Annotated in this window: 23 protein-coding genes; 14 read left to right on the plus strand and 9 right to left on the minus strand. The window is 59.1% G+C overall.

The genetic code is table 11. The features are described 5' to 3' along the window. The first annotated feature begins 11 nt into the window (after window positions 1–11). Entirely contained in the window at window positions 12–668 is a 657-nt protein-coding gene (lipB, locus tag J7394_RS01720; protein WP_209250500.1) for a lipoyl(octanoyl) transferase LipB, read from the plus strand. Here lipB and J7394_RS01725 read toward each other — a convergent pair. Then, complete coding sequence (locus J7394_RS01725) at window positions 665–973, minus strand: DUF6476 family protein (RefSeq protein WP_170487624.1); 309 nt, start codon at window positions 971–973, stop codon at window positions 665–667. The two genes, lipB and J7394_RS01725, sit on opposite strands and share 4 nt — an antisense overlap. Here J7394_RS01725 and J7394_RS01730 point away from each other — a divergent pair. The 5 genes from J7394_RS01730 (at window position 972) to J7394_RS01750 (ending at window position 5,242) form a co-directional block, all read left to right on the plus strand. Beyond that, window positions 972–2,006 carry an RluA family pseudouridine synthase gene (locus tag J7394_RS01730; RefSeq protein ID WP_209250502.1) on the plus strand — a complete coding sequence of 345 codons (1,035 nt, stop codon included), beginning with the start codon at window positions 972–974 and terminating at the stop codon, window positions 2,004–2,006. The genes J7394_RS01725 and J7394_RS01730 overlap by 2 nt on opposite strands. Before the next feature lie 145 nt (window positions 2,007–2,151). Next, complete coding sequence (gene rpoH, locus J7394_RS01735; RefSeq protein WP_209250504.1) at window positions 2,152–3,048, plus strand: RNA polymerase sigma factor RpoH; 897 nt, start codon at window positions 2,152–2,154, stop codon at window positions 3,046–3,048. Between the two features lie 161 nt (window positions 3,049–3,209). Continuing rightward, on the plus strand, window positions 3,210–4,184 hold the full coding sequence (locus J7394_RS01740; protein ID WP_209250506.1) for a Gfo/Idh/MocA family protein: 975 nt from the start codon (window positions 3,210–3,212) through the stop codon (window positions 4,182–4,184). A 60-nt stretch (window positions 4,185–4,244) separates the two neighbouring features. Further along, window positions 4,245–4,514, plus strand: coding sequence for a DksA/TraR family C4-type zinc finger protein (locus J7394_RS01745; RefSeq protein ID WP_170457942.1), 270 nt, complete (start codon window positions 4,245–4,247; stop codon window positions 4,512–4,514). Window positions 4,515–4,612: 98 nt separating this feature from the next. Continuing rightward, complete coding sequence (locus J7394_RS01750; protein WP_209250508.1) at window positions 4,613–5,242, plus strand: peptidoglycan-binding protein; 630 nt, start codon at window positions 4,613–4,615, stop codon at window positions 5,240–5,242. Window positions 5,243–5,288: 46 nt separating this feature from the next. Here J7394_RS01750 and J7394_RS01755 read toward each other — a convergent pair whose 3' ends face one another. The 3 genes from J7394_RS01755 to J7394_RS01765 all read right to left on the minus strand — a co-directional run bounded on the left by J7394_RS01755 (window position 5,289) and on the right by J7394_RS01765 (window position 8,439). Next, entirely contained in the window at window positions 5,289–7,109 is a 1,821-nt protein-coding gene (locus J7394_RS01755) for a M3 family oligoendopeptidase (protein ID WP_209250511.1), read from the minus strand. Between the two features lie 92 nt (window positions 7,110–7,201). Continuing rightward, complete coding sequence (locus tag J7394_RS01760) at window positions 7,202–8,149, minus strand: alpha/beta hydrolase (protein WP_209250513.1); 948 nt, start codon at window positions 8,147–8,149, stop codon at window positions 7,202–7,204. Next, window positions 8,149–8,439: an SCP2 sterol-binding domain-containing protein gene (locus J7394_RS01765; RefSeq protein WP_170457946.1), complete on the minus strand. Its 291-nt coding sequence runs from the start codon at window positions 8,437–8,439 to the stop codon at window positions 8,149–8,151. Before J7394_RS01765 ends, J7394_RS01760 begins: the two co-directional genes overlap by 1 nt. A gap of 30 nt (window positions 8,440–8,469) precedes the next feature. Between J7394_RS01765 and J7394_RS01770 the strand changes: the two genes are divergently transcribed. The 6 genes from J7394_RS01770 (at window position 8,470) to J7394_RS01795 (ending at window position 14,367) form a co-directional block, all read left to right on the plus strand. After that, complete coding sequence (locus tag J7394_RS01770; RefSeq protein ID WP_209250515.1) at window positions 8,470–9,078, plus strand: tetratricopeptide repeat protein; 609 nt, start codon at window positions 8,470–8,472, stop codon at window positions 9,076–9,078. Between the two features lie 23 nt (window positions 9,079–9,101). After that, complete coding sequence (locus tag J7394_RS01775; RefSeq protein WP_209250516.1) at window positions 9,102–11,912, plus strand: helicase-related protein; 2,811 nt, start codon at window positions 9,102–9,104, stop codon at window positions 11,910–11,912. A 6-nt stretch (window positions 11,913–11,918) separates the two neighbouring features. Next, window positions 11,919–12,293 (plus strand): RNA-binding S4 domain-containing protein, encoded by a 375-nt coding sequence (locus J7394_RS01780; protein ID WP_209250517.1) that lies wholly within the window; start codon window positions 11,919–11,921, stop codon window positions 12,291–12,293. A 53-nt stretch (window positions 12,294–12,346) separates the two neighbouring features. After that, a complete protein-coding gene (gene fdxA, locus J7394_RS01785; RefSeq protein WP_170469959.1) occupies window positions 12,347–12,685 on the plus strand; it encodes a ferredoxin FdxA in 339 nt (112 codons plus the stop codon). 286 nt (window positions 12,686–12,971) lie between these two features. Next, a complete protein-coding gene (locus tag J7394_RS01790; RefSeq protein ID WP_170376497.1) occupies window positions 12,972–13,487 on the plus strand; it encodes a CarD family transcriptional regulator in 516 nt (171 codons plus the stop codon). A gap of 118 nt (window positions 13,488–13,605) precedes the next feature. Further along, window positions 13,606–14,367, plus strand: a complete 762-nt coding sequence (locus J7394_RS01795; protein WP_209250518.1) for a potassium channel family protein — start codon at window positions 13,606–13,608, stop codon at window positions 14,365–14,367. On the opposite strand, the gene cobS is transcribed toward J7394_RS01795, so the two are convergent. Then, on the minus strand, window positions 14,364–15,128 hold the full coding sequence (gene cobS, locus J7394_RS01800) for an adenosylcobinamide-GDP ribazoletransferase (protein WP_209250519.1): 765 nt from the start codon (window positions 15,126–15,128) through the stop codon (window positions 14,364–14,366). The two genes, J7394_RS01795 and cobS, sit on opposite strands and share 4 nt — an antisense overlap. 78 nt (window positions 15,129–15,206) lie before the next feature. Between cobS and cobT the strand changes: the two genes are divergently transcribed. Next, a complete protein-coding gene (cobT, locus tag J7394_RS01805; protein ID WP_209250520.1) occupies window positions 15,207–16,217 on the plus strand; it encodes a nicotinate-nucleotide--dimethylbenzimidazole phosphoribosyltransferase in 1,011 nt (336 codons plus the stop codon). A gap of 132 nt (window positions 16,218–16,349) precedes the next feature. On the opposite strand, the gene J7394_RS01810 is transcribed toward cobT, so the two are convergent. Both J7394_RS01810 and J7394_RS01815 read right to left on the minus strand, forming a co-directional pair. Beyond that, window positions 16,350–18,230, minus strand: a complete 1,881-nt coding sequence (locus J7394_RS01810) for a monovalent cation:proton antiporter-2 (CPA2) family protein (RefSeq protein WP_209250521.1) — start codon at window positions 18,228–18,230, stop codon at window positions 16,350–16,352. Between the two features lie 19 nt (window positions 18,231–18,249). Next, entirely contained in the window at window positions 18,250–18,705 is a 456-nt protein-coding gene (locus J7394_RS01815) for an Lrp/AsnC family transcriptional regulator (RefSeq protein WP_209250715.1), read from the minus strand. 147 nt (window positions 18,706–18,852) lie between these two features. On the opposite strand from J7394_RS01815, the gene hppD reads away from it, so the two are divergent. Further along, the gene (gene hppD / locus J7394_RS01820; protein WP_209250523.1) at window positions 18,853–19,950 is read left to right on the plus strand and encodes a 4-hydroxyphenylpyruvate dioxygenase; all 1,098 of its coding nucleotides are present in this window, start codon (window positions 18,853–18,855) and stop codon (window positions 19,948–19,950) included. Here the strand turns inward: hppD and J7394_RS01825 are convergent. Then, window positions 19,947–20,567 (minus strand): class I SAM-dependent methyltransferase, encoded by a 621-nt coding sequence (locus J7394_RS01825; RefSeq protein WP_209250524.1) that lies wholly within the window; start codon window positions 20,565–20,567, stop codon window positions 19,947–19,949. The genes hppD and J7394_RS01825 overlap by 4 nt on opposite strands. Further along, complete coding sequence (locus tag J7394_RS01830) at window positions 20,560–22,431, minus strand: hypothetical protein (protein ID WP_209250525.1); 1,872 nt, start codon at window positions 22,429–22,431, stop codon at window positions 20,560–20,562. The genes J7394_RS01825 and J7394_RS01830 overlap by 8 nt, the downstream gene beginning before the upstream one ends. Window positions 22,432–22,532: the final 101 nt, after the last annotated feature.

Consider the following 22,532-nt stretch of genomic DNA (forward strand, 5'->3'; position numbering starts at 1 on the left):
ATGAGGCAAGCATGGAATGGAAGATCTCAGACGGGCTGACTGACTACCAAGAGGCCGTCGCCTTTATGGAGGCGCGCGTGGCGGCTATTGCGGCAGGCGAGGCCGATGAATGCGTCTGGCTGTTGGAACACCCGCCCCTTTACACGGCAGGGACGTCTGCGCGACCCGAGGATCTGACTGACCCTGACCGGTTCCCTGTCTATGAGAGCAAGCGCGGCGGGGAATACACCTATCACGGCCCCGGTCAGCGCGTCGCCTACGTCATGCTCGACTTGAACAAGCGAGGCCGCGATGTGCGCCTATTCGTTAAACAGCTCGAAACCTGGGTGATCGCCGCATTGGATGAGTTCAACGTCAAAGGAGAGATTCGCGACGGGCGCGTTGGTGTGTGGGTGCAACGAGACGACAAACCGCTGACAATCACCGGACAACCCGCGGAAGACAAGATCGCCGCTATCGGCCTGCGCCTGCGCAAATGGGTCAGCTTTCACGGCATCTCGATCAATGTTGAGCCTGACTTGGACCATTTCTCGGGCATTGTGCCCTGCGGCATTCGGGAGCACGGGGTGACATCGCTGGTTGACTTGGGGTTGCCGGTGACCATGGCAAATGTGGATACTGCCCTGCAAAAGACCTTTGCGGAAGTCTTCGAACAAGCCAACGCCTAGGGTTCCAGCACTATTTCTTGCCGCAGTTTCGCGGTGGTTTTGTCGAAGATCAGGATGCGGTTGTCGTCAGTGACGACGGCGTACCAGTTGTTCCCGATCGTCACAGCCTGTGCTTTTGCGCCATCCGGCAGCTCGATCTGATCGGGCAGGGTTGGGGTTCGGTCCGATAGCCGGATGACAATCAGTGCGAATGTCACTAGAACCCCGCCAATCATCACCGCGGTCAGTAGCATGACCATGCGCCGAAGCAGCCTCAGCTGCGGCGTTTCCTGCGGTTCTTCTTGGGGTTCGGAAGGGACAGTCATGGGCACCCGACAGGTTGAGTTTCAGATCGCGGCCGCTCCGCCGCCTCGCCTTGATAAGGCGCTTTCGCGGGATGTGCCAGCCGAGGAAAACCTGTCACGCACCCGTTTGGCGCGTTTGATCGAAGAGGGCTCGGTTCTGGTCGAGGGCGCTGAGGTGCGCGATCCGAAGGCCAAGGTGGCGGAAGGCGCCACGGTGGTCATCATGGTCGCTGAGGCTGAAGACAGCCATATCGGCCCCGAGGATATCCCGCTGGACGTGGTCTTCGAGGATGACAACCTGATTGTGGTGAACAAACCTGCGGGGATGGTCGTGCATCCTGCGCCGGGCTCGCCGAGTGGAACGCTCGTGAATGCGCTGCTTCATCATTGCGGGGCAGACTTGTCCGGGGTTGGCGGGGTTAAACGACCCGGCATTGTCCACCGGATCGACAAGGAAACCAGTGGGCTTCTAGTAGTCGCCAAGTCGGATGCAGCTCACCACGGGCTTGCGGCGCAATTCGAGGCGCATAGTGTTGAACGCTACTACCGAGCGGTTTGCTACGGGGTGCCGGATGCCAATGATCCGCGCTTGCGGGGTGTCAAAGGTGTCAGTTTCGAGCCGGGCAACATCATGCGCCTGACCACTCAGCTTGCTCGGCATAAGACCGACCGTCAGAAACAGGCGGTTCTGTTTCACGGAGGGCGGCACGCGGTGACGCGAGCGCGTGTGGTTGAAACATTCGGTGCCCCGGCTGGGCTGGCATTGATCGAATGCTGGCTGGAAACAGGGCGCACCCATCAGATTCGCGTGCATATGGCCCATGCAGGTCATGGTCTGGTGGGCGATCCGGTCTATGGCGGCAAACGTAAATTGGCAGCGAAAGCGTTCAGTGCGGCAACCTCCGAGGCGGTGCGTGTGTTTCCGCGTCAAGCGTTACATGCCGCCGTTTTGGGCTTTGAACACCCGGTAACCGGCGAAAACCTTCGATTTGAAGCGGATCTGCCGCAGGACATGCAGGACCTGATTGAAACGCTGCGCACCCCTCTGTCATAATACGCAAACTCCTGTGAGTAAGAGATTCTTAGCTTTCCTTTACCCAAGCTTAATTTCAAACTGTTAACGGTACCTCTTGAAAGGGATGGGTTCCTTACCCATATCGTATGTTAAAGAGCTAAACATTTGTCGGAGGGACATCAAAATGGCAAATTACGCAAATCTCCCCGCGCCGACGCCTGAGGGCGGCCTCAACCGCTATATGCAGGAAATTCGCAAGTTTCCTCTGCTGGAGCCGGAAGAAGAATACATGCTGGCCAAGCGCTGGGTCGAAGAGCAGGACACCGAGGCCGCTCATAAGATGGTCACGTCGCATCTGCGTCTGGCGGCCAAAATTGCCATGGGCTATCGCGGCTACGGTCTGCCGCAGGCCGAGGTTATTTCCGAGGCCAATGTGGGCCTGATGCAGGCGGTCAAACGGTTCGACCCGGAAAAGGGCTTCCGTCTGGCGACCTATGCAATGTGGTGGATTCGCGCCTCGATCCAGGAATACATCCTGCGGTCTTGGTCGCTGGTGAAGCTGGGCACGACCTCGGCGCAGAAAAAGCTGTTCTTCAACCTACGCAAGGCCAAGGCCCGTATTGGTGCGCTGGAAGAGGGCGACCTGCGCCCTGAAAACGTCACTCAGATCGCCAATGACCTTGGCGTGACCGAGGAAGAAGTCATCAGCATGAACCGCCGTATGTCGGGTGGCGATGCTTCGCTGAACGCGACCGTCGGGTCCGAGGGCGAAGGCACCATGCAATGGCAGGACTGGCTTGAGGATGAAGACGCCGATCAGGCGGGTGACTACGAAGCTCGTGATGAACTGGACGCTCGGCGTGAGTTGCTGGCCGCTGCGCTTGAGGTGCTGAATGACCGCGAGAAGGACATCCTGACCCAGCGCCGCTTGATGGATCAGCCGGTGACTTTGGAAGAGCTCAGCACGCAATATAATGTGAGCCGCGAGCGTATTCGTCAGATCGAGGTCCGCGCTTTTGAGAAACTTCAAAAGAAAATGCGCGATCTGGCCCGTGAAAAGGGAATGCTTGCAACCCGCTAGATCCAAGGAACGCACAGCCCGCAGATATTTGCGGGCTTTTTTCGATAGTAATCAGCGCACTGCGCCGGATACCTCATCCTCCTTTCATCGTGTGTTGACACTTGCCTCGCCTGCGTCTTGAGTCTGCGTCACATCTAAATGGCCTGATCAGGGAGAGAGCGATGCAGAAACCGGTTCAATTTGGTGTTCTGGGGGCCGCCAAATTTGCGCGGCAATATATGGCTCCGGCGATCCATGCGGCAGACGGGGCACGTTTGGCGGGGCTTGCGACTTCGAACGCGGTGAAGGCCGAGCCGTTTCAGGCCTTCTGCCCGGATCTGACGGTCTATGATAGCTACGACGCGCTGCTGGACGATCCCGAGATCGAGGCGGTCTATATCCCTCTGCCAAATCACCTGCATGTCGAATGGAGCCTGAAGGCGCTCGACGCGGGCAAACATGTGCTGTGTGAAAAGCCCATGACGATGCAGGCAGCTGAGTTCGACGCGCTGATCGAAAAGCGCGATCAGACAGGTTTGCTGGCGGCTGAGGCCTATATGATCGTGCATCACCCTCAATGGCAGTTCGTACAGAAACTCATCGCCGATGGTGCGATTGGCAAGCTGGTCCATGTGACAGGCGCGTTCAGTTTCGACAATCGTGAGGAAACCACGAACATTCGCAATCGCGCAGAAACCGGCGGGGGCGGGCTGCGAGATATCGGGGTATATGTCATCGGTAGCGCGCGGTTCGCCACAGGGCAGGAGCCGTCTGAAGTGCAGTCCGCGATCCGTTGGCAGGACGGCATCGACACGTTCACCGAAATTCGCGCGCAATTTCCGGGTTTTACCTATTCGGCCTATGTCTCGATCCGAATGCATCCGCATCAAGAGATGGTGTTTCACGGCGAAGGCGGTGTCATCCGCCTGACCGCTCCGTTCAACGCGCGGGTGTTCGGCGAGGCGCGGGTCGAGCTGCATCGACCGGGGCTTGAGGTTCAGGTGACCCGCTTCCCCGGCGACGATCACTACAAACTGCAGGTTGAGGCCTTCTGCCGCTCGGTTCGCAACGGGGCGGCTTATCCTTGCCCGCTGGAGTTTTCGCGCGGGACGCAAGAGATGATTGATCGCGTGTTTGCGGATGCCGTTCCTCTCTGACTTGCCAGCAGTCGCCCGGCGCGCGTATTCTGTGCTGCATCCATAAAAGGGAGAGGTATCATGGCCGGAGGTTGGGCCCGCGATGGTGCGGTCAGCGAACAGATCGAGGCGTCGATTTCCGACGAACTGGCCCGCATGCAGGCGCAAAAACGCCCCGTAGGCGAAAGCCTGACCCATTGCGCGGAATGCGAGGAACCCATCCCCGAAAAACGCCGCCAAGCGCTGCCCGGCGTCAAGCTGTGTCTGGACTGCCAGCAAGACAGGGACGGGACGTATCAGCAACGGGCAGGCATCAACCGGCGCGGTTCAAAAGACAGCCAGTTGAAGTGATTGCACTCGGTTTTGGCCAAAAACTTGCCAAAACCGTCAAGAATAGGCACCCTAAACCGCATTGATCTGTTCGAAATTGGTTTAAAAGGTGCATTCAGATGGCTGTTTTGAAAAAGGGCTCCAAGGGAAAAGACGTCGCCGAGGCGCAGAAGCTGCTGAATAAAGCGGGCGCAAAACCCAAGCTGGAAGAGGACGGCGATTTTGGTCCTCTGACCGAAAAACAAGCGCGCGCGTTCCAGAAAAAGGCCAAGCTGTCGGCTGATGGCAAAATCGGAGACAATACTTGGGCGGCTTTGAAATTTGGTGGCCCGCTGCCGAAACGGCCCGAGATTATGTTTGAAGAGGACGTCAAATTCGATGTCAGAGGCGGGGCCCGTAAGCCAGCGTTGGCCAAAGACGTGAATCAGGCCATCGCGCAGTTCGAAGGGGTGGTCACTTCTGCAAACAAGAAGTTTGCGTCAACCCGAAAGGCGCTTGAGGTCGATGTGAAGGCCGCGCATCAACGGGTGGAGGTCGCCAAGAAACTCGCCGCGCAGATCGAGCTGTTCGATAAGTCTGTAAAAACGGACCCAGCGAAAGCGAAAAAGCTGGTCCCGCAGATCGAAAGCCTGAACAAACAGTGGGAGAAACTGTATCTGGGCTACAATGGCGGCGATTGGCGTGGAAAATATCTGGATGTGGCGATCAAAGACATAGAGCGGAGCCTGAAGGCCCTGAAAGGCGTTTGACGCCCTTAGGTGAAGGCCCGGGCCGTAGCCAGCCCGGGCGCTCTTGTTAGTCTTCCATCGCTTCCAACTCGTCTATGAAGCCCGAGATCATCGACAGGCCTTTGTCCCAGAACTTGGGGTCGCTGGCATCTAGGCCAAACGGGGCGAGCAGGTCTTTGTGGTGTTTCGATCCACCGGCGCGCAGCATCTCGAAATACTTGTCCTCGAACCCCTCTGCACCGCTCTCGTAGACAGAATAGAGCGCGTTCACGAGGCCGTCTCCGAACGCATAGGCGTAGACGTAGAAGGGGGAATGCACGAAATGGGGGATGTAGGCCCAGAACGTTTCATACCCTTCCATGAACTCGAATGACGGCCCAAGGCTTTCTGCCTGAACGCTCATCCACAGGGCGTTGATGTCATCCGGGGTCAGTTCGCCCTCGCGGCGGGCGGCGTGCAGCTTGCATTCGAAATCGTAGAAGGCGATCTGGCGGACGACCGTGTTGATCATGTCTTCGACCTTGCCAGCCAGTAGGACTTTGCGCTGTTCCTTGGTTTCGGCCTTGTCCAGCATTTTGCGGAAAGTCAGCATTTCACCAAACACGCTAGCGGTCTCGGCCAGTGTCAGCGGGGTCGAGGACAGCATCTCGCCCTGGTCTGCCGCCAGTACCTGATGAACACCGTGGCCAAGTTCGTGTGCCAGGGTCATCACGTCGCGTGGTTTGCCCAGATAGTTGAGCATCACGTAAGGATGGACATCGGTGACGGTTGGATGGGCGAACGCACCCGGTGCCTTGCCCGGCTTCACCGCCGCGTCGATCCAACCTTGCGAGAAGAAGGGCGAGGCGATCTCACCCATGCGCGGATCAAACGCGTTATAGGCATCCATAACCGTCTTTTCGGCCTCGTCCCAGCCGACGATGCGGGTGTCTTCCATGGGCAGCGGCGCGTTGCGGTCCCAGACCTGCATCACGTCCAGACCCAGCCATTTACGTTTGAGTTCGTAGTACCGGTGGCTCAGCTTGGGGTAGGCGGCGACCACTGCTTCGCGCAGGGCTTCGACCACTTCGGGCTCGACGTCGTTCGACAGGTGGCGACCGGTCTGAGCGGTTGGCATGTTGCGCCAGCGGTCGACGATTTCCTTTTCCTTGGCCTGCGTGTTGTGAACGCGGGCGAAGGTTTTGATGTTCTCCTGAAACACTGAGGCTAACTCGCGCGAGGCCGCCTCGCGTTTGCTGCGGTCCTGTTCGGTCAGCAGGTTCAGGGTGCCTTCGATGTTCAGCTCTTCGCCGTCGACGGTGAAGGTCAGGCCCGCGATGGTTTCGTCGAACAAACGCTCCCACGCGTCACCAACAACGCCCAGGTCATGGAGGAATTTCTCAAGCTCGTCAGACAGTTGATAGGGTTTCATCGCGCGAATGCGGCGGAAGACGGGCTCATAACGCGCAAGATCAGCATTGGCCGCAAAATGCGCCTGCAGAACGTCGTCTTCGATGCGGTTGATCTCGAGCGTGAAAAACACCAGAGGGGTGGTGAAGACGGTGATCTTTTCCTGCATGTCCGACAGGAATTTGGCGCGATCGGCGTCAGTGGTCAGTTGGTAGTAGCGCAGACCGGCGAAGGACATGATCCGACCGGCGATGGCGTTGATCTTCTCGTTGCGATGCACGCAGGTCAGCAGGCCTTCGGCGTCCAGATCGGCCAGTTTGCCTTCGTAGTCCGCCGCGAATGACGCGCATTCGCCCTCAAGCCAGTCCAGATCCCGCGTCAGCTCGGCCGCCTCTTCCGAGGCATAAAGGTCGGTCAGGTCCCATTCGGGCAGGTTGCCAAGGTTATCGGAACCGCCGACTGCATTTGCATCACGGACGGGAAAGGGCAGGTCGCGCATGGAACACCTCTGATTAGCTTTGTTGCCAAACATCTAGGGCTGGCGCGCCCGGATCACAAGCCACCAGTCAAGATCAGTGCCGTGCGGACGTCCTAGGGGCGATTTGCCAGGAAATGCGCGGTCAACTCGTCCATAACCGGGTTGCGAACCTCGGGGGCCTCCATCAGCACCTCATGCTCACCATCGGGGATCTCGACCAGGCGACCATTGGGCCAGTTGGCCATCCGTGCGCGGATCGCCTTGCGGTCAACGATCTGCTCGTGGCTGCCCAGATAGGTCAGGCACGCGGTGTCCGGCGCAGGTTGCTCCATCAGCCATTCACATTCGCTGAGTGCCTCACGCAACCACTGGTTGGACGGGGCTCCAAGGGCCAGTTCGGGGTGCGCCTTCAATTGATCCTGCATCATCTTGAACATGTCCGGGTCACGCGTCAGCGAGTTGCCCTCGAACGGTTCCGCCAGAACATAGCTGGTCAAAGAAGTGGTCGGCGGGGTGCGTTCCCCCAATCCAAGCGCCGTGCCCCAATAGGCGGTCAGACGGCTGAGGGGCTTCATGATAGGGACAAAGAAAATGCCCCACATCGGCCCGGTAAATGCACAGGCAGCAAAACAATCGTTCTGGATGACCGCGCGCAGGCCGATGGCACCGCCCATCGAATGCCCGATCACATACCACGGGCGTGGAAGGTCCAGTGTCTCAGCCAGCTCCAGCACCACTGCGACGTCATGCTGATAGTCGGTGAATTTATCGACATGCCCGATGCGGGGTTCGTCCAGCAGGCGCTCGGCCAAGCCCTGTCCGCGCCAGTCGACGGCGAGGGCGGCAAATCCGCGATTCAGGAATTCCCCTGCGGTGCTCGCGTATTTCTCGATATATTCGGTACGGCCCGGAAACAGGAAGACCGTGCCGTTCTTTGCATCCTCGGGCAGCCAATGCCCGACACGGATGCGTTTGCCGTCGGCGGTGTGGAGCCAATGGGCTGTACCGCCGGCAGGGTCGCCGGCCACGTCATCATAGAAGGGGGCCGGCGAGTACTCCATCAGGCCAGAACCGATGCAAGCTGCATGGCGATTCCCATGTCACCGTCAACGCTGAGCTTGCCGGACATGAACGCGCCGGTCGGGTTCAGATCGCCGCTGAGAATCTGTTCGAACGTATCCGCATCCGCGCTGAGTGTCACGTCTGCGTCGTCATCACTGACGCGGGCGCCGTCTCCGTCCAGAACAATTGCGCCCAGATCGGCGATTGCAAACTTGGCGGACGCATCAAAGCCACCGCCGGCCAGCTTTTCGTTCAGCGCGGCCGCAGCCTTTTCAAGAATCTCGCTCATGCTTTTCCTCATATTGTTAACGCGCCGTGAATGGACATCCCCGGTCGCTACGCTACACTGACCATTGTTATGCGTATTGCAATCAACAATCTCAAAGGTACCGTCGCGGCAATTGCCGTTCTAGTCATGTTTTCCACCAGTGGTGGAGCGCAACAAGCGGATTCCCGCGACGAAGATGCGCTGTTGCGGCAACTTGCGCAGGCATCGCCAGAACAAGCCGTCGGTCTGGATCGACAGTTGCAGGCGCTCTGGTCGCAATCGGGCTCAGCCTCGGCGGATCTTTTGCTTGAGCGGGGGCGCGAAGCGCTGGATGACGGCGATATCGAGGCCGCGATCGAACACCTTACGGCGTTGACCGATCACGCGCCCGAGTTTGCCGAAGGATGGCACGCGCGGGCCTCGGCCTTTTTCGTCATCGACCGGTTTGGAATGGCAGCGGCTGATCTGGAACACGCGCTGACCCTCAACCCGAACAACTATCAGGCTATTTACGGCCTGGCTCTGATCTTCGAGGTGGTCGGCAAACCCGATCAGGCGCTTGAGGCCTATTCCCGCGCGTTGGCTATACATCCCCATCATGAAGAAGTAACCAATGCCGTGAATCGGCTGAAGCCTCAGGTTGAAGGCAAGGCGCTGTAAGTCGGAAGGCGCAGGGGGCAAAGGTGAGCGGGTCATCCCGAGTAGTGGCCGTACTTGGCCCAACGAACACAGGTAAAACTCACTACGCGATCGAACGCATGCTGGGGTACCGGACCGGTGTTATCGGCCTGCCTCTGCGGCTGCTCGCGCGTGAGGTTTACGACAAGATCGTCGCCATTCGCGGCCCCTCGGTCGTGGCGCTGGTGACGGGCGAGGAACGGATCGTACCACCGCGCACGCAGTATTGGGTCTGCACGGTCGAGGCGATGCCCGAAGGCATGGGCGCCGATTTCGTCGCGATTGATGAAATTCAGCTTTGCGTGGATCCCGAACGCGGACACGTCTTCACCGACCGGCTGCTGCGGTCGCGGGGAACGAGCGAGACGCTGTTCATGGGGTCCGACACCATGCGCGGCCCGATTGCGGCACTGGTGCCCGAGGCGCAGTTTGTCCGGCGCGAGAGGATGTCTCAGCTGGTGTATTCGGGGTCGAAAAAGATCAGCCGAATGCCCCCGCGCAGCGCCATTGTCGGGTTCTCGGTCGAAAACGTCTATGCCATCGCCGAGCTGCTGCGGCGTCAAAAGGGTGGGGCGGCCGTGGTGATGGGCGCGCTCAGCCCGCGCACGCGGAACGCGCAGGTCGACCTGTATCAAAATGGAGAGGTCGACTATCTGGTGGCCACCGATGCTATCGGGATGGGCCTGAACCTGGATGTGAACCACGTGGCGTTTTCGTCCCTGACCAAATTCGACGGCCGTCGGATGCGCCCCTTGGCCCCGAATGAGCTGGCCCAGATCGCGGGCAGGGCAGGCCGGGGCATGTCGGATGGCACCTTCGGAGTGACCGGCGAGGCCCCGCCGTTGGACGAAGGCGTTGCGCAGGCCATCATGGACAGCCGCTTTACGCCGATGAAAAAGCTGAACTGGCGGAATGCCGCCCTTCGCTTCGGCTCGGTGGATGCGCTGATCGACTCGCTAGAAGTCAGTCCGAATGATGAACATCTGACCAAGGCCCGCCCTGCAGACGACCTGAACGTGTTGAAATCGCTGTCCCAGGTGACTGAGGTCGCAGCCCGCGCCAGCGATGGCCCGTCGATCCGTTTGCTATGGGACGTGTGCCGAATTCCTGATTTTCGGGGCATTAGCCATTCGGAACATGCCAATCTGCTCGAGGTGATCTACGGCCACCTGCACGAACGCGGCGCGATCCCGGACGACTTCATGGCGCGGCAAATCCGCCGGATCGACCGCACGGACGGAGATATTGATGCGCTGTCCAAAAGGTTGGCTTATATTCGCACCTGGACATATGTTGCGCAACGAAACGGCTGGGTCCGTGACGAATCGCATTGGCGTGAGGAAACGCGCACTGTAGAAGACAGGTTGTCGGACGCTCTGCATGATCGTCTGACTCAAAGATTTGTGGACCGGCGCACCTCGGTGTTGTTGCGCCGGCTCAAACAGAAGGAGGCCCTTTTGGCCGAAGTAAATGACAAGGGTGAAGTGACCGTCGAAGGCGAATTCGTCGGTCGTCTGGAAGGGTTCCGGTTTACACCGGACAAAAGCGCGCAAGGGGCTGAGGCGAAAGCACTCAAGTCGGCCTCGCTGCAAGCCCTCGCGCCGCAATTCCATCTGCGTGCCGATCGTTTCTACAATGCACCCGATACCGAAATTGATTTCACTGATCAGGGCGGCCTGATGTGGGGCGAATACGCTGTCGGCAAACTGGTTGCCGGGGCCGAGCCCCTCAAGCCGATGGTCGAAGTTTTCGTGGATGAGGCCGCGGGACCGGACGTCGAACAGAAGGTGCAGCGCCGTTTGCAACACTTCATCGACCGCAAAGTGGCCGCGCTTTTTGAGCCGCTGCTGAACCTGTCGCGGGACGAGGAACTGTCCGGTCTGGCCAAGGGCTTTGCCTTCCGCATGGTCGAGGCGCTGGGCGTGCTGCCCCGCGCGCAGGTCGCGCAAGAGGTCAAGGATCTGGATCAGGACGCTCGCGGCGCGCTGCGCAAGCACGGCATTCGTTTTGGTCAGTTCACGATTTTCATGCCGCTGCTGCTGAAACCCGCTCCGACACGTTTGCGTCTGGTGCTGTGGGCGCTGTCCAGTGGTCTGCAGGAGTTCCCCGAGGCACCGCCTCCGGGTCTGGTCACTGTGCCGGTCGCAAAGGATGCGCCGCAGGGCTATGACACGATGTGTGGCTACCGCGATGCGGGCGAACGCTCGATCCGCATCGACATGCTGGAACGTCTGGCCGATATGCTGCGCTCTGAGGACAGCCGGGGCGGCTTTGAAGCGAAACCTGACATGCTTTCGATCACAGGCATGACGTTGGATCAGTTCGCGGACCTGATGCAGGGTCTGGGCTACAAGGCCGAACGCGGCGAGCGTGAAAAGGTCAAAGCCGTACCGGCTGAGGCACCTGCGATTGAAGCGGCAGAACAACCCGCCACCGAAGAAACCCCGGTAGCTGAGGTTCCGACCGATGAGGTCGGAGCACCCGCCGAGGCGTCAGCCGAGGCCACCGAAAGCACCGAGGCGGCAGCCGAGGCTCCGGCCGCCGAGCCCGCAAATGACGAACCCGAGGTCGAGGTGTTCTACACCTTCACATGGGGCCGTCAGCGCCAGCAAAATCGCGGCCCGCGCCGCGAGCAGGGGCAGGGCAAAGGCAAGCCGCGTGGGAAACCTCAGGACGGTCGCAAGCCGCAAGGCAAGAAGGGCGGCAAGCCGCAGGGCGCAAAGTCCTTCTCGTCCCGGCCTCCGAAAAAGGAAAAGGCGATCGACCCCGACAACCCGTTTGCAGCAGCGCTGATGGGTTTGAAGGGCGGCAACTGATCCGTCATGGATCAGGCCAAGCTGCGGATCGACAAATGGCTCTGGCAGGCGCGGTTCTTCAAGACCCGTAGCCTGTCGGCGAAACAGGTCAGCAGCGGCCATGTCAGGCTGAACGGCAACCGGGTTCTGAAACCTGCCCAGACGGTAGCCCCAGGCGACGTTCTGACCTTTCCACAGGGCAAAATCATCCGCGTCGTGCGCGTTGAAAAACTCGGCGAGCGCCGCGGTCCGGCCCCCGAAGCGCAAACATTGTACTTCGATATGACGGAAAAGAAGGACATACCGCCCAAAAACCCGTCATATGAGGGAAAAGGTCGCCCAACCAAGAAAGATCGGCGCGCGCTTGATCTTTCTCGCACGCCAAACGGCCCCACATCTTGAAGCCAAACCCGGACTGAACTAGCTAGACGCCAAACCTGAATGGGATTCTGAACATGACCTACGTCGTTACCGAAAACTGCATCGGCTGCAAATACACCGACTGTGTGGAAGTGTGCCCTGTGGACTGTTTCTACGAAGGTGAAAACACACTGGTCATCCACCCCGACGAATGCATCGACTGCGGTGTCTGTGAACCCGAATGCCCGGCTGATGCAATCCGTCCCGACACCGAGCCGGGCATGGAAACGTGGGTCGAGTTCAACCGCAAATACTCGGAAATGTGGCCGGTCATTGTCACCAAAAAAGACCCGTTGCCCGAGGCGGAAGAGCGCGATGGCGAGGAAGGCAAAATGGAGAAGTATTTCTCCGAAGCTCCGGGTGAAGGCGGGTAAGTGATTCGCACCCCATTTGGATGGCAAAGAAAAGCGGTCTTCAAAGACTAATCCCTTGATTGCAGGCCGTTTATAAAAAAATTCCCCTAGGGAAACTTTTGAGTGTCTCATTTTTGTGATATACTCTATCCCTACATGATGACTGAGATTGGGATGTACTCCGTAAGTATGCTCGCTTTGGAGTTCTGAATTTGCGACAAACAGACCGCCTGCCGGGGCCACAATAGGCACCGAGCGTGGTTTTTTTGTTGTTCGCGTCCCGGTCCAAAACCAAGGAATGAATTGAATGTCGAAGTCGAAAAAGCTTGAGTTCCGCCCGAACGACTATGTTGTCTACCCCGCCCATGGTGTGGGTCAGATCATCTCGATCGAAGAGCAGGACGTCGCTGGATTTTCGCTCGAATTGTTCGTCATCTCATTTGAGAAAGACAAGATGACCCTTCGCGTGCCGACAAACAAGGTGACCGAATCCGGTCTGCGTTCGCTCAGCTCGCCGGATGTGATCTCTCAGGCGATGAAGACGCTGAAGGGCAAGGCCAAGGTCAAACGGGCTATGTGGTCGCGCCGGGCGCAGGAATATGAACAGAAGATCAACTCGGGTGATCTGATCTCGATCGCCGAAGTGGTTCGCGACCTGCACCGCACCGATGACCAGCGCGAGCAAAGCTATTCCGAACGTCAGCTGTATGAAGCCGCGCTGGAGCGCCTGACCCGCGAAGTTGCCGCCGTGTCCGGAGACGGAGAGATTTCTGCCGCCAAGCAGGTCGATGATGTTCTGACCTCACGCGCCGCCGCCGCTTGAGGGCGCGACGATTGAAATAGCAAGGCCGCTCCGGCATCGGGGCGGCCTTTTTCGTTGTTTGGTGGATTGGCGAAAACCGGTTAGTTTTGCTGTAGATGCAAGCAGATACCGGTTCGGCATGAAGAAGGCGGTCAAGTTCCTCTATATCGGCAAAGACCCGATTTCGGTCTGGTTCCGCTATGGGTTGATCCTGTTCGATGTGGTCACGATCATCTTCTTTGTCGCCACCGCGCATTTTCCGCATGGCCCATGGGTGACAGGGATCAGTTGGGTGGTTGGCTTTCTGATCCTTCTGGATTTTTCGGCCAGAATGTGGATCGCCAAAGATCGTTGGAAGCTGTTGCGCAAGATTTACACGCTGGCGGATATCGTGGTGATCGTGTCGCTGATCCTCGACCCGTTTTTAACCGGCAATCTCGCGTTCCTGCGTATCCTGCGCGCCCTTCGGCTGATCCACTCGTACCATCTGCTCTGGGACTTGCGGCGCGACAGTACCTTTTTCCGCACACACGAAGATGCGGTCATCGCAGCCATCAATCTGCTGGTCTTTGTGTTCGCAACTTCGACAGCGGTTCTTGTCTTTTTCATCCCCGAAGATGCTAAGAACCCCTATATTGACGCGCTGTATTTCACCATGGCGACCCTGACAACGACGGGATTTGGCGACATCACCCTGTCGACGCCGTGGGGCAAGCTGTTTTCGGTGTTTATCATGGTGGTCGGAGTTGCCTTGTTCGTGCGCCTCGCGCAGGCGATTTTTATGCCGCAGAAAGTGCGCCACAAATGCCCCAGCTGCGGGCTGTTCCGGCATGATCCGGACGCGGTGCATTGCAAGCATTGCGGCTGCACTCTACGGATCGAGACGGGTGGTGTGTCTTAAAGCTGCGCTGCCATTGCGATCAAAAAGGTGATCTCAGCCAATTGCTGAGAAGCGCCTAGGATATCTCCGGTCTGGCCGCCGATCTTGGTCTTTGCCACGAGGGCCAGAGCACCCACAACGAGCGCGGCGCATAGGGCGGGCAAAATGACCTGCCCACCGAGCAGCAATACTCCCGTCAAGCCAGCCAGAGCGAGCGAAACCGCGACAGGACCCACTGGCGGAGCACCAACAGAATGGCTGAGACCCGATTTACGCGCATTGGGCAATGCAGCCATTAGCAAGGGCATGAACGCGCGTGACACCACGCAGGCGGCAATGATCGCCAGAAACGCACCGGCTGACAAAAGGGTCGCGACGGCTGTCACCCGCATCAGCTGCGACGCAATCAGGGACAGCACGCCGTAGGTGCCGATGTGGCTATCCTTCATGATCTCCATCCGGCGTTCCCGCGTGAACCCGCCCCATAGGCCGTCAAACGTATCGGCCAACCCGTCCTCATGCATTGCGCCCGTTGTCATGGTCATGGTCGCCACGAGTAAAACGGCGCACACGAAAGGCGGAACCGATAATGTCAGTGCAAGCCACCCGATGACGCAAGCCAATGTACCAATCACCAGGCCGACCACCGGAAAGGCCCAAGCCGCCTGCGCCTGCCGGGCAAAGACCTTCTCAGGCAAACGGGGCAGGGGCAGGCGCGTCAACAGGACCAGAGCCAGCGGGATATCCCATGCGGAAACCGGATTGGTGTCGTTTTTTTGCACTTCAGCGCCTTTCGAGGCCTTGTTGGTTTCAGTGCTTCGGTTAAACACACAGGACCACTCTGATGCAATGAGGCTTTGATGCTGCCTGAACTGAATGATTTGAACACGTTCCGCGACGCGTTGACCGGCGCCGAAGGGCCGGACATGGCGGCGGCGGATGGCGCGGCTGAACGCAACGGTCAGTTGACCAAACCTCCGGGCGCGCTGGGGCGGCTGGAGGATCTGGCGATCTGGTACGCGGCGTGGCGTGGGGACGCGCGACCGCAGGTTGCGGCCCCTCAGGTCATTGTCTTTGCGGGCAACCATGGGGTCACGGCGCAGGGCGTTTCGGCCTTTCCGCCCGAAGTGACCGTTCAGATGGTGATGAATTTTGAACATGGCGGCGCGGCGATCAACCAGCTGGCCAAGGCGGCTGGCGCAAAGATGGATGTCCACGCGCTGGATCTGGATCATCCAACGGCAGATTTCACCCAAGCCCCGGCCATGAGTGAAGCCGAGTTGCTGAGCGCACTGCAAACTGGCTGGCAGGCTGTGGATCCTAAGTCCGACCTGCTGGTGGTCGGCGAGATGGGGATCGGCAACACTACGCCCGCTGCTGCCATCGCCTGCGCCCTTTTCGGAGGTGAGGCCGCCGATTGGACCGGACGCGGTACAGGGGTCGACGATGCGGGCCTTGCAAACAAGACCCGCGTGGTCGCCGAAGGTGTTGCGCTGCATGGCAGTGAAGACGGGTTGGAGGTTTTGCGCTGCCTCGGCGGGCGCGAGATCGCGGCCATGGCCGGAGCGATTGCGGCGGCCCGTATGTTACGCATTCCCGTCATTCTGGATGGCTTCATCTGTACATCGGCCGCGGCCTGTCTGGCGCGTATCTCGCCCTCAGCTCTGGATCATACCGTTGCGGGGCACCAAAGCGCAGAAGGCGCGCATGCTGCGATGCTGTCAAAACTGGGCAAGGAGCCGCTGCTGAGCCTCGGCCTGCGTCTGGGTGAGGGATCCGGCGGTGCGCTTGCGATCAACATTCTCAAAAGTGCAGTTGCCTGCCACTCGGGCATGGCAACCTTTGCCGAGGCGGGCGTCTCGGACGGGTAACCTAAGCGCCTGACCGGGGCGAGGTCGCTTTGCGTTTGATTTGAAACGAAATACGCTGCCTCTTCCTATGGTCGAACACGCATTTCGATAACTTTACCTCAGATAAAACGCAAAACGCTTTAATTGCTTCGGTCAGGCGGAATCCTTGGCGTGCTGCTCCGCCAGTTCCAGCAAAGCGGTTTCCAGATCCTTCTCAAGCTTTTGCGCGCGTTCGATGTATTTCGTGTTTTCGGACGTGGGCATGCCGGGAATCCACAACTCCGCCAAATCGCGCACGGACGTCCTGTCATGGTGATAGAAGGTCTGCTCGGCTTGCGCGGCCTCGTATTCGCTCAGCCCGATATTCTCCAGCACATAGCGGCCCGCGCGCAGAGAGCTGTCGAACATTTCGCGCACGATGTCATTGGCCCCGGCTTGATACAGCTCATACACATGCGTCCGATCATGCGCCCGTGCGATGATATGCAGATCGGGGCGCTGGCGACGGGCGTATCCGACCAAGCGGGTCACCGTCTTTCGATCATCCATCGCGGCCACCAGCACCGAGGCTTTTTCAAGCCCCGCAGCGCGCAGCAGCTCTGGCCGAGTCGGGTCACCCAGAAAGCCTTTGACGCCAAACCGGCGCATCAGCTGAATCGTCTCGATATCGTGGTCCAGAACAACGGTTTTGAAGCCGCTGGCGCGAACCAGCCGGTTGACGATCTGACCAAACCGACCGATCCCAGCGATGATTACAGGGCCTTTTTCGTCGATCTCATCGGGTTCTGGCGTAGCGCTGGTGTCGGCCATCTTGCGGGACAGAAGGTCGTAGATGATGAACAAAAGCGGGGTGATCAGCATGGTCAGCGCAATGATCATCAGCAACTTTTGCGACAGGTCCGGCGGGATGACATTCTGCTGCGTCGAAAACGCCAGAAGGACAAAGCCGAACTCACCCGCTTGGGCCAGTCCAAGGGTGAACAGCCAGTGATCCCGGCCCTTGAGCTTGAAGGCCTTGCCAACGAGATAGAGGATGACGCCTTTAACGAGGATGACCAGCAGGGCCAGACCGATCAAGTCGAATGGGTCGTTGAAGAAATAGCCAACGTTGATCCCGGCTCCGACCGTAATGAAGAACAGCCCCAGAAACAGGCCCTTGAACGGCTCAAGGTCGCTTTCCATTTCATGACGGAATTCCGAGCTGGCCAATACCACGCCCGCCAGAAACGCCCCCAGGGCGGGGGACAGGCCCACCAGTGTCATCAGGAACGAAATCCCGACCACGATCATCAGCGCCAGCGCGGTATACATCTCACGCAGGCGGGTTGCGTGAATGAACCGAAACAGCGGCCGGGTCAGGTAGACGCCGGCCAGAATGACAAAGGCAATCGCGCCGATGGTGACCAGAGTGACAGCCCAGCCCGGCAGCCCTTCGACCAGAGACAGGCTGTGATGCCCGGCGTCATGCAAGTGCTCTGCGCCGCGGTCGATGGAGCCGTCCGCCTCAATATGCGGCGTGGCAGGCAGCGCGAGCAGCGGCAGCAGGGCCAGAATCGGGATGACGGCAATGTCCTGCGTCAGCAGAACTGAGAACGTCGCGCGGCCTCCGTTCGTTTGCATCAAGCCCTTCTCAGACAGGGTTTGCAGCACGATCGCGGTCGAGGACAAACACAGGGTCAAACCGACCGCCAGTGCGACGGACCAAGGATGGTTCGCGTACATCGCGACACCGGCAATCACGGCGGTAGACAACAGAACCTGAAGCCCGCCAAGACCCAACAGCTTGTCGCGCATATCCCACAGGGCGCGCGGCTCCAACTCGAGTCCAATGAGGAACAGCATCATGACCACGCCGAACTCGGCGACATGTTGCAGGTCTTCGGTCTCGGCGCCAACAAGGCCGAGGACGGGGCCGATGATCAGGCCCGCCGCCAGGTATCCAAGAACCGAGCCAAGGCCCAACCGCGCCGACAAGGGCACGGCAATCACGGCCGCAGCCAGATAAATAGAAGCCTGGTAAAGGAAATCGTCCATCTATGTCCTCGTTGCCCGCTCAGGTTGGCAGGGGTGCGTCGCGTTTGAGTTGGTCCATCACGATCTGACTTTGTACCCGTGCCACTGCAGGATGCGGCAGGATCACCTCGTGAAGCAAGCTGTTGAGTGCAGAAAGATCGTCACAATAGACGTGAAGCAGGTAGTCCGCCTCGCCCGTCATTGTCCAAGCGCTTGTGATCTCGGGCTGAGTGTCGACCATCCGGGCAAAGCTGGCGGATTGATCGGGGCCGTGTGTGCCAAGATGGACCTGAACGAAGCCCTGAACCTGCAAGCCCAGTTTCAGCGGATCCAACCGGGCCGCGTAGCCGGTGATGTAACCCTCGGTCTCAAGGCGCTGACGGCGGCGGCCTGCCTGACTGGGGGAGAGGTTCAGCAGCTCACCCAATTGATGCGCGGTCAGATGCGCGTTCTTTTGCAGCGCTGAGAGCAGGCGTGTATCGGTTGCATCAAGCATATGCGGCAAGATCTCATATTTTAGGTTATTCATGCGTATATTGCGCGTATTTATGAAGTTTACATGAAAACAATGCGCGGAAACAGCACTGCTTAAGGCGTATTTTGGAATCAGCAAAGAAATTCCTGTTTTCGAAGGAGACGCGCCATGGGTCCTTTCCCGCACAACGCCCCGAAATCTGTCATCAGCCCTGAAAACCCGGCAGGTACCGACGGGTTTGAGTTTGTCGAGTTCGCGCATCCCGAACCGCAGGAGCTGCGTGATCTGTTCGCAAAAATGGGCTTCGATCTGGTGGCCCGCCACAAAATCAAACCGCTGGTCGAGCTGTGGCAGCAGGGCGATGTCACCTATATCCTGAACGCTGATCCCGAAAGCTATGCCGACAAGTTCGTCGCGGAACACGGCCCCTGTGCGCCCTCGATGGGCTGGCGCGTTGTGGACGCGCAGAAAGCCTACGACCATGCCGTCGCAAAAGGCGCAGAGCCGTATGACGGTGCGGATAAGACGATGAATGTCCCGGCCATAAAGGGGATTGGCGGATCGCTGATCTACTTCATCGACCAGTATTACGATACCTCGCCCTACAATGAGGAATTTGCGTGGATCAAGGAATCCAAACCGCGCGGCGAGGGATTCTACTATCTCGATCACCTCACCCACAATGTCTACCGGGGCAATATGGACAAGTGGTTCAAGTTCTATGGCGACCTGTTCAACTTCCGTGAAATCCGGTTCTTTGATATTCAGGGCAAGTTCACCGGTCTCTATAGCCGCGCGCTGACATCGCCCTGTGGCCGCATCCGCATCCCCATCAACGAGGATCGGGGCGAAACGGGTCAGATCGTCTCTTACCTCAAAAAGTACAAGGGCGAGGGCATTCAGCATATCGCGGTGGGCAGCGAGGACATCTATGCCTCGACCGACGCCATTGCCGAGAACGGGTTGAAGTTCATGCCGGGTCCGAACCAATCCTACTATGACATGTCCAAAGACCGTGTAACGGACCACGATGAGCCGCTGGATCGGATGATGAAGCACGGCATTCTGATCGACGGCGAAGGCGTTGTGGATGGGGGTGAGACACGGATTCTGCTGCAGATCTTCTCAAAAACCGTGATCGGCCCGATCTTTTTCGAGTTCATCCAGCGCAAAGGGGATGATGGGTTCGGTGAGGGTAACTTCCAGGCCCTGTTCGAATCCATCGAACGCGAGCAGATCGAAAGCGGTGAGATTTCGGCGGCTTAGGCTGTGCCGAAAACAAGCCAAGTCCATGTCACACCAGCGCGCTGGTTGGCTGGTTGTATCGAGTTGGCTCGGGACCTGTGGTGCACCTGCAGGCCCGAGCTTACAGCTTGATCAACGATGGCGTCGTCCGAAATCTTAAAACCGGGTCGGTCCGGCGGGCAAGGGCCATGTCTGAGCGACAAAATCATCTGCCCTTGCGGCCGCAAGCGTTCAGACAGAACACTGATCGCCGCGTGTTGATCGCGCGGGGGAAGATGGTGCAGGACGCCGACGACCAGAATGGTGTCGAATGCGGCACCGTCTGGCAGGGCGCTTGGTCTGGGCAGACAAGCATCAAGCCATTTGACGGATAGCGCGCCATCACCGCGCATCGCGTGGTTGCGAAAGGCGTCGACTGGCTCGATCGCCGTCACGTCGCAGCCTCGTTTGGCCAGCCATCGCGCCACCGTTCCAGTGCCCGCGCCTACGTCCAGAACGCTCGCCCCGGTATCCGGCAAGTGATCCAAAACGGGGCGCAGGACATCGGTAGGAGAAAGGCTGTCATAGGCCGGGATCAAGTGGGTGGCCGCGTGTTCGTACCCAGCTTTGACTGTCTGAAAATACAGGTCCTCAGCCACGCGGCATTTTCAAAGTCAGGTTGCGACCCTTCTTCTCATACCGCAATTCGCTGTCGCTGATGGCGATTACCTTGCCGCCGTCAATCCGGTCTCCGATCTTGAGCTTTTTGTACCGACCACTCGGAAGCCGGACGAGGGCACGGCGATTTGCGGGTGTGCCGTAGACGCCGATCAGGTTCAGCTTGCGCAGGTTCAGGGCATTGTCGATTGTGGCCTGCCGCGCGACCGAGGCCGTTGTCGGAATTTTCGGGGCCACGGATTTCGGCTGGAAGGATCCGGCGTCGTCATTGTTGGACGCGACTGCTGCGGTGGATCCCAGATTTGATCCGCTCGCGCTGGCCGAGGCCACGGCCCGCGCAGGCCGCAATTTGGGGCGCGGGACGCGAACAACGGCCAAGGCGGTGGGCGTGTCGTCGACCTCGGGCGCTACCTGTAGGCTTTCGGGCCGCAATTTGGGTCGTACGACCGCAAGCTCTTCAAGACTGCGCCCACCCAATTGCGTGCGTTCGAAATTCTCGACCAGATTGCCGGGGCGGGACCGGGGGCGGAGTTCGGCCAGCCTCTGGTTGACCTCATCGACCACGGGTTCTTCCTCGAACCGCACCGGTACTTCGGGCGGGACTTTGGAGGGGCGACCCAAATAGACCACGACCCCTTCGGGCGACAACGCGCCTTCTGCGGTCGGTACGACCAACCCGCGTTCGTCCAGCTCGTATTGCGCGCCTGCGATTGCGGGGCCGGGAATGCGCTCAAAGGCGGCATCTGTGTCGAAACTGCTTTGGTCGGGCAGGGCGATCGCGTCGCTGGACAGATCCGAGTTGTGAATAGACGCGAGGTAGAGGTCATCTTCGGAAATCAATGCCGGGGTAATCGGCGCTTCGGGGGGCTCCACTAGGGTGCCCGCGACCTCTTCGACGTCGCTTTGGGCCTCGGGGTCCTGTGCAATCTGCTCCACAGGCGTCGGCGCGACTTTCAGCGCTTCGAGAATGGCCGCATCTGTCGGGGACAATTCTGGCTGGGCTTCAGGTTCTGGTACTTCTTCCGCTGCCGGTGCCACCGCGATTTCGGTTTCAGGCTCTGGATCCGTATCAGGCGGTGAAGCGTCCTGAGACTGCGGTGCAGACAGTTCGGCCGTATCGTTTTCGGTAGACGTGTCGTTGTCTGGGCCTGCCCCGATCAGAGACCACGCCCATACACCTACCCCAACGCAGATCAGCGCGGCAATCGCGGGAAACGCCCAACGTTGTCCCTTGTTCGATGCGGGAGGCAACGAGATTGCGGTCGTAGCAGGTTCGGGAGAGCGGAACGCCGTAGGCGCCGCGTCATCCGCTATGGCGTGAACCGGGGGGCTTTCTAGCTCGGGCTCGGGTGAAGGCGCAGCGACCTGCGGCTCGCTGGTCAGGTCAAATACAGGCTCGCGCGGAAATTCGGCCTCAGTCGTGGCTGCACTATATGTGACCGGCAGGAACCCGTGCTGCGCGGCAAAGGCCTGCGCTTCATCCAGCGTCTCGCGCGCGACGGCGGCGACAAAGGTGGTCGACCCCTCGGTTGCGCTGTCGTAGGACAGATCGGCCAACTCATAGGGCGTAGCCTCGGCGACTGCGGCTTGAACTTCGGACGCGATCTGATCTTCGCTTTGGCCTTCCGTGGGCAGGGCAAGATACCGCACCTGATCTGCGGGCAGCACCAGTTTGCAGCTCAGGTCGTTTTCCAGTGCAAACGCCTTGTCGTGCAGGGCTTTGATCTGGTCACTCAGATCCGGGGCCGACAAAGGCACTTCGCCAATATCGTACCATTCACCATCCGAATGGTGTTGAAGGGAAATTCCGGTCGCAGAAAAGGTCAGCGCAAAAGCGGGTTTCATAATCCGGAGGAACCACAGTTAACCATATCAACGCAAATACCTTTGTATTCGCAGGGTGATACTAAAGCAGGAACCCGCCGAGGGAAAGAAAAAGCCGGGAC

Origin of the sequence: Ruegeria sp. R13_0 (assembly GCF_017743995.1) — a bacterium.
GTDB lineage: Bacteria > Pseudomonadota > Alphaproteobacteria > Rhodobacterales > Rhodobacteraceae > Ruegeria.

Coding starts and splice junctions, on each gene's coding strand:
- J7394_RS01765 (WP_170457946.1), bottom strand. CDS start 8,439: ATGAGCGAGATTCTTGAAAAGGCTGCGGCCGCGCTGAACGAAAAGCTG.
- J7394_RS01740 (WP_209250506.1), top strand. CDS start 3,210: ATGCAGAAACCGGTTCAATTTGGTGTTCTGGGGGCCGCCAAATTTGCG.
- lipB (WP_209250500.1), top strand. CDS start 12: ATGGAATGGAAGATCTCAGACGGGCTGACTGACTACCAAGAGGCCGTC.
- J7394_RS01755 (WP_209250511.1), bottom strand. CDS start 7,109: ATGCGCGACCTGCCCTTTCCCGTCCGTGATGCAAATGCAGTCGGCGGT.
- J7394_RS01815 (WP_209250715.1), bottom strand. CDS start 18,705: ATGCTTGATGCAACCGATACACGCCTGCTCTCAGCGCTGCAAAAGAAC.
- J7394_RS01790 (WP_170376497.1), top strand. CDS start 12,972: ATGTCGAAGTCGAAAAAGCTTGAGTTCCGCCCGAACGACTATGTTGTC.
- fdxA (WP_170469959.1), top strand. CDS start 12,347: ATGACCTACGTCGTTACCGAAAACTGCATCGGCTGCAAATACACCGAC.
- J7394_RS01770 (WP_209250515.1), top strand. CDS start 8,470: ATGGACATCCCCGGTCGCTACGCTACACTGACCATTGTTATGCGTATT.
- cobT (WP_209250520.1), top strand. CDS start 15,207: ATGCTGCCTGAACTGAATGATTTGAACACGTTCCGCGACGCGTTGACC.
- J7394_RS01750 (WP_209250508.1), top strand. CDS start 4,613: ATGGCTGTTTTGAAAAAGGGCTCCAAGGGAAAAGACGTCGCCGAGGCG.
- J7394_RS01725 (WP_170487624.1), bottom strand. CDS start 973: ATGACTGTCCCTTCCGAACCCCAAGAAGAACCGCAGGAAACGCCGCAG.
- J7394_RS01730 (WP_209250502.1), top strand. CDS start 972: ATGGGCACCCGACAGGTTGAGTTTCAGATCGCGGCCGCTCCGCCGCCT.
- J7394_RS01795 (WP_209250518.1), top strand. CDS start 13,606: ATGAAGAAGGCGGTCAAGTTCCTCTATATCGGCAAAGACCCGATTTCG.
- J7394_RS01780 (WP_209250517.1), top strand. CDS start 11,919: ATGGATCAGGCCAAGCTGCGGATCGACAAATGGCTCTGGCAGGCGCGG.
- J7394_RS01810 (WP_209250521.1), bottom strand. CDS start 18,230: ATGGACGATTTCCTTTACCAGGCTTCTATTTATCTGGCTGCGGCCGTG.
- J7394_RS01760 (WP_209250513.1), bottom strand. CDS start 8,149: ATGGAGTACTCGCCGGCCCCCTTCTATGATGACGTGGCCGGCGACCCT.
- rpoH (WP_209250504.1), top strand. CDS start 2,152: ATGGCAAATTACGCAAATCTCCCCGCGCCGACGCCTGAGGGCGGCCTC.
- J7394_RS01745 (WP_170457942.1), top strand. CDS start 4,245: ATGGCCGGAGGTTGGGCCCGCGATGGTGCGGTCAGCGAACAGATCGAG.
- hppD (WP_209250523.1), top strand. CDS start 18,853: ATGGGTCCTTTCCCGCACAACGCCCCGAAATCTGTCATCAGCCCTGAA.
- J7394_RS01830 (WP_209250525.1), bottom strand. CDS start 22,431: ATGAAACCCGCTTTTGCGCTGACCTTTTCTGCGACCGGAATTTCCCTT.